3 protein-coding genes and 2 pseudogenes are annotated in these 5597 nt (G+C 72.0%); 2 read left to right on the top strand and 3 right to left on the bottom strand.

Translation table 11 applies throughout. The features are described 5' to 3' along the window. Window positions 1–388 precede the first annotated feature (388 nt). Window positions 389–1003, bottom strand: coding sequence for a TetR/AcrR family transcriptional regulator (locus tag AC6EXY_RS32955; protein WP_101831139.1), 615 nt, complete (start codon window positions 1001–1003; stop codon window positions 389–391). 229 nt (window positions 1004–1232) lie between these two features. On the opposite strand from AC6EXY_RS32955, the pseudogene AC6EXY_RS32950 reads away from it, so the two are divergent. Both AC6EXY_RS32950 and AC6EXY_RS32945 read left to right on the top strand, forming a co-directional pair. Next, window positions 1233–1790 (top strand): annotated as a pseudogene (locus AC6EXY_RS32950) (FAD-dependent monooxygenase); the annotation flags it as partial. A 353-nt stretch (window positions 1791–2143) separates the two neighbouring features. Further along, window positions 2144–3484, top strand: a complete 1341-nt coding sequence (locus tag AC6EXY_RS32945) for a wax ester/triacylglycerol synthase domain-containing protein (RefSeq protein ID WP_499818731.1) — start codon at window positions 2144–2146, stop codon at window positions 3482–3484. A 49-nt stretch (window positions 3485–3533) separates the two neighbouring features. Here the strand turns inward: AC6EXY_RS32945 and AC6EXY_RS32940 are convergent. Together AC6EXY_RS32940 and AC6EXY_RS32935 are read right to left on the bottom strand one after the other, a co-directional pair. Continuing rightward, window positions 3534–4709: pseudogene (locus AC6EXY_RS32940) on the bottom strand (RNA-guided endonuclease InsQ/TnpB family protein); the annotation flags it as partial. Window positions 4710–4832: 123 nt separating this feature from the next. Beyond that, a partial coding sequence (locus AC6EXY_RS32935; protein WP_499842471.1) for a polysaccharide deacetylase family protein occupies window positions 4833–5597 on the bottom strand: 765 nt, incomplete at its 5' end.

Raw genomic sequence — 5597 nt, 5'->3', positions numbered from 1 at the left:
GTTCGCGTCGGGGGCGCGGTAGGCACGGCCGCCGCCGGCGTCGGCCAGCCGCTGCAGTGAGGTCATGTCCGCGGCCGGGTCGCAGGCGATGATGATGAGCTGGACGGGGTGGCGCGGATCGAACGCCTCAGGCCTGGCGCTGGCCGCCCGGGCCTGTCTTCCGCACATGGGGTTTTGATGCGACGACCAGCCGCCCGACGCAGCCGCGGCGCCCGCCAGGGCGAACGTTGAGTGCGTTCTCCCTACGAGACCGCGGCAGGACAGAGGTGTTGATATCAGCCCGTAGGGTGGCCAGGCGACGACAAGATTGATCTCCACTGTTGATCATCTCGATCGGGTAAATGGAGGTGTGCTGGCGCTGCCGGGACACCACGCGTGTTCGGGCGGGTCAGCGACAGACGGCGTTTTCGGCGGTGGTGGCGAGGATGCGGGCGACGTCGTCGACGGGGAGGCCGCGGCCGGTGTAGAGCTGGTCGAAGGCGTCGAAGCTGGTGATCAGGTACAGGATGTGGGCGGCGTCGGCGGCGGACACGTCGGGGCGCAGGAGGTCCTGCTCGGCGAGCCGGCTCGCCAGGTAGGCCATCCCGCCGGCGCGGCGCTGCTCGCCGCGGTGCACCGCGCCGCCCGTGGCGTCCGGGTCGAGGGCGCTGAAGGAGATGAGTGCCCGGTGCACGTCGCGGTCGACGGCGAAGGTCTCGGCGCCGGCGCGGATGCCGAGGCGGAGGTGCTCGCGGGCGTCCGGGTGGGCGACGGCGGCGACGACCCGCTCGAACCCGCCGCGATCCAGCAGGTCCTGGGCAACCGCGTCGAACAGCCCGGCCCGGGAGCCGAAGACCAGGTAGACGGTGGACCGGGCGACCCGGGCCTCGCGCGCGACCTCCTCCACGCTCACCGGCCGCGTCGGCGCGGCGCGCAGCCGGCCGTAGACCGCGTCGAGGATGCGCTGGCGGGTCTGCGCCGCCGACTCCGCGCGCAGCCGCTGCTCGTACCGCCGGGTCGCCATCGTCGGCCATCGTACATTTGAATGACACCCCGTCTCGCTGAAGACAGAGTGACTTGTGAAAGTCAGTATGTCCGACGAAACTTGGCGGGGCTCGCGGAGCGGATCGAGGCGGGCGGCGTCGACGTCGAGTGGCTGATGTGGGCGTGCGCGACCCTCGCCGACGCGGCGGCCGGCACCGCGCTGGCGGTCGGCTACCCGACGCGGGAGCAGAGCACGGTGCTCAAGCCCCACCAGGCCTGCCTGCGTCCCACAGGACCATCTCGAACCGGTCCTGCTGGAGCATCTGCGTTCCCTGCCGGCCGCCGAGGTCCGGCTGGGCACCGAGGTGGTCGACGTCGTCGACGGGCCGGAGTCCGTGCTGATCACGCTGCGCGACACCACGACCGGCGCGACGAGCCTCGTCGAGGCGCGCCACGTCGTGGCCGCCGACGGGGCCCACAGCGCGACCCGGCGGGCCGTGGGCGTCGCGATGCACGGCCCCGACCGGCTCGAGGACGGCGCCAACGTGCTCTTCCACGCACCGCTGTGGGACCTGCTCGGCGAGCACCGCTACGGCATCTACGCCGCCGACGACGGCGAGCATCAGGGGATCTTCCTGCCGGCCGGCACCGGCGACCGGTGGCTGTTCGGGCTCGGAGCCTCCGCCCACCGAGGCGAGGCTGAGCAGTACACCCCACAGGGCCTGACACGGCTCCTGCGCGCCTGCTCCGGCGTCGCCGACCTGCCCGTGCGGCTGGAGCGGTTCGGGACGTTGGAGCACCGGCTCCACCATTCCGCCGCGGCCTGAGCCGCCCGGAGCGCCTCCGGACACCCGCGCCGCGCCCCGGCGCGGATCCTGGCCGTGGCCCTCGCCGGAATCGCGGGCAAAAGCCGGCCGGTCGGGATCCTGACCCCCGCATGGTTCGGCTCGGTCGCCGGTGTAGTTTCGCCTCGCGCCGCATTGCCCACCACGGCACGGCGCTCCGCGCATAACCGGACTTTCTGATAATTCAGGAGTCCCGGTGTGACCTGCGCGCGACACCTCGTCGAGAGAATTCCGGGAAAGGTGCTGTGATACGCTCTTCTTCGGGTCGGATCGCTCCGGGTCCGGAAAGCCGCGATGCGGATGGCGGCGACGTTCCCGTTCAGCCGCTCACGCCGATGGACGCGCTTCTTCTCGGATACCAGCAGGCATTTCCGGCGGCGCCGTTCGCGGTCGGTTTCCTGCTGGACGCCGACGGAACCGTGCCGTGCGTCCAGGACCTGCGGGCGCTCGTCGCGGACCGCGCCCGCGACCATACCCCGCTGACGCATCGCCTCGCCTCGGGCAGGTGGGGCCGGCCGTACTGGGTGGTCGACGCCGACTTCAGCGTGGACCGGCACGTGCACGAGCGCCGACTCCCGGCGGGATCGGGGCTCGCCGGCCTGCGTAGGGCGGTGGAACGGCTGTCCGCGGCCGAGATCCCCCTGAACGCTCCGCCGTGGCAGCTCTGGCTGCTCCACGGCCACCGCCCCGGCGGCATCACGCTGCTGTTGCGCGCCAGCCACGTGTGGATGGACGGGACGGCCCTGAACCTGCTGCTGGGCAGGATGTTCGGCCTGCCCGGCCGGCAGCCGGAGCCCATGCCCGCGCGGCGCGTGGTACCAGAGCGGCGGCCCGGCCCCCGAGCCGTCGGCAGGGCCGCCGCGCACACGCTCGGCTGGTGTACCCGGACGACCACGATCGGTTCGCTGACGGCGACCCCCACGGGACGTCCGCGGCACACCTGGCTGGACGTGGACCTGGGTTGGCTGCGGGCGATCAGCCGCGCCTACGAGGTGACCGTGAACGACATCTTCCTCGCCGCGCTCACCGGCGCCCTGCGTGCCTGGTCACCCGCTGGCACCCCTGGACGCGGCCGGCGCGGGGAGCATCGCGGGCAGCTGTACGCCGCGATGCCGGTCAGCACCCGCACGGCAGCCGAGCGGGAGCTCGGTGGTAACCGCCTGACCACCGTGCGCCTCGCGCTGCCGCATGGGGAGCCCTCCGCACGCCGGCGGGTGGAGGCCATCCGCCGGCAGACCGACCGGCACAAGCGGCGCGGAACGCCGGGCGTCGCGGAGCGCCTGTTTCTGTGGGCCACCCCGGCGCCGTTGCGGCCGGCCGTGATGTCCGCGGAGATCATGTCGCGCGTCTTCGCGCTGACCGCGTCCAACCCACGCGGTTTGGTCGGCCCGATGGCTGTTCTCGGCCGGCCGGTCACCGCCGCTGTGCCCCTGCCCGCGCTGCCCGGCAACCAGCGCATGGCGGTCATGCTCGGTGGCCTGGACGGACGAGCCTGTATCGGATTCACGATGGACGGGTCGGTCCGGGACTGCGAGCGGGTGCCGGAACTCGTCGACGCCGAGTTGCGGGTGCTTGCGACGGAGGCAGGTCTCGGCCACGGCCCGACTCCGACCGAGATCGGGACCGGGACCACACTGTCGGCCCCGCGGCGCCCGCTCGCCACGACCGGTGGTTGACGTCCTCCCCCCTGAAAGCGGGGGGATTCCAACTCCTACACACCCACCAGGGGGGTGCGCAGTGTTGAGGTTCGCGGTTCACGGGCACCGGCAACCCGGCGCCTCCCCGCGCAGTCACCGCACGTCCTGCGGCGATATTGCATGCTGCGTTCACGTCCGCGTTGGCCGTGTGCCCGCAGGTGACACACCGGAACCGAGATTGGCTCTCTCTCGACTCCGACGCCACATGCCCGCAGGCCGAACAACGCTGACTCGTAAAAGCGGCCGGGATCTTCTCGACCCGGCCGGGGGCTTTCTGCTCCAGACGGGCGACGAGCTGTCCCCAGCCGTTGGCGAGGATGCCCCGGTTCAGCCCGGCTTTCTGCCGCACGTTCCGGCCCGGCGCTTCGACGGTGCCCCGCGCGGAGCGGGTCATCTGGCCGATACGCAGGTCTTCGACGCGGATCAGGTCGTACCGGCGGGCGAGATTGGTGGAGGTCTTCTCCACCCAGTCTTTCCGCCGGTCGGATTCCCGGGCCTTCACTCGCGCGATCCGGGCTTTCAGCCGGCCGCGCCGGTTGCTGCCCCGCTTGGCCCGCGCGAGCCGCTGTTGCAGCCGTCGCAGCCGCACAACCTCGACAGGTCGCAGCCCGGGGCATCGCAGCAGCTCACCCGTACTGAGTGCCGCCGACGCGGACACACCCCGGTCGACGCCGACGACCTCACCCGTGCCCGGCGCGCGGATCGGTTCGGGTACGGCGGCGAACGCAACATGCCAGCGGCCCGCCCGATCACGAGTCACCCGGTAGGAGCGCGCGTCCGGAACCGTCCGGCTGCGGCGGAATCGTACCCAGCCTACTTTCGGGATTCGTACCTCGGACCAGCGGCGGTTGATCTGCCGCACATTCGAGGGCTTCACCGCGACGATCCGGAAACCATCGCCTCGGCCGCGTTTCCGGAAGCCAGGTTTCCGGTGGGAGCCGCGGAAGAAGTTGGCCATGGCGGTGGAGAAGTCCCGCAACGCCTGCTGCTGCACGACGATGCTGCCCGCAGCGAGCCAGTCGAAGGCGCGGCGGGCTTCGGTCAACTGCCGGTTCTGCTCCGCATAGCCAGGTGCCGGTCCGCGGCGCGGGTTCCACCAGGATTGCTGTTCCACGGCGAGGTTCCACGCGTACCGTGCGTGCCCGCAATGCTCGGCCATCACCATCGCCTGATCTGCGGTCGGGTAAAGCCGGTAGCGGGGCATGCGCTCATTCTACAAAAGGGATATCCACCTGTGGCCAACAATAGGCGCCGTTTCCTCCCCGGCCTGAAGGCCGGGGCATCCACGGCGCAAGTCCGGTGACCTCGGGAACCCTTCTATTAGCGCTCAGGTGAGAAGGGTGTGCAGCGACACCGGGGTGAGGCCGGCGGTGCGCAGGTTGGCGACGATGCGGGGGAACGCGCTCACGGTGCCCGGGTAGCCGAAGTGCATGCTGACGATCGAGCCCGGCTGGACGCCGGCCCGGACCCGCGCGACGACCGCGTCGGCGCCGGGTGAGGTGTAGTCGAGCGGGTCGACGTCGAAGTCGACGACGGTGCGATAGCCGGCCGCGCCCGCCTCGGTGAGGATCAGCGGGGTCGCGGTGCTCGTACCGGACGGCCGGAAGTACCTACCCTGGGTCGGGGCCAGCCGGGCGAGGACGTCCCGACAGGCCGTGATCTCGGTGGCGACGGCGGGCGCCGGGAGCGCGGTCAGCGTCGGGTGGGTGTAGGTGTGGTTGGCGAGCTCGTTGCCGGGGGCGAGGATCGTCGGGACGAGGTCGCGGTACTCGTCCAGCCACTGCCCGACGGCGAACACGGTGATCGGCGCGGCGAGCCGGGCGGCGTCACCGAGCAGCTGGCGGGCGAGGTCCAGATCCTGCCCGGCCTCGTGCGGTCCCAGATGGAAGGTGAGCGCGACCCGCGCCCGGTCCCGCGGGCCGTGCGCGACCGCCGTCGCGGGGCCGCCGGGCAGCAGCTGCGGGGCGTCCACGTGCACCCTGTCGGGCTTCCCGGCGGACGCCTCCTCGGCGGCCTCCCGCAACACGCTTTCGCGCCGTCCCCACAGGTGGACGTCCGCGCCGTGCGCGACGAGATGACCGGCGAGGCCCCG

This window comes from Frankia sp. RB5 (assembly GCF_059816245.1).
This window is presented reverse-complemented; position numbering and strand designations above follow the sequence as displayed.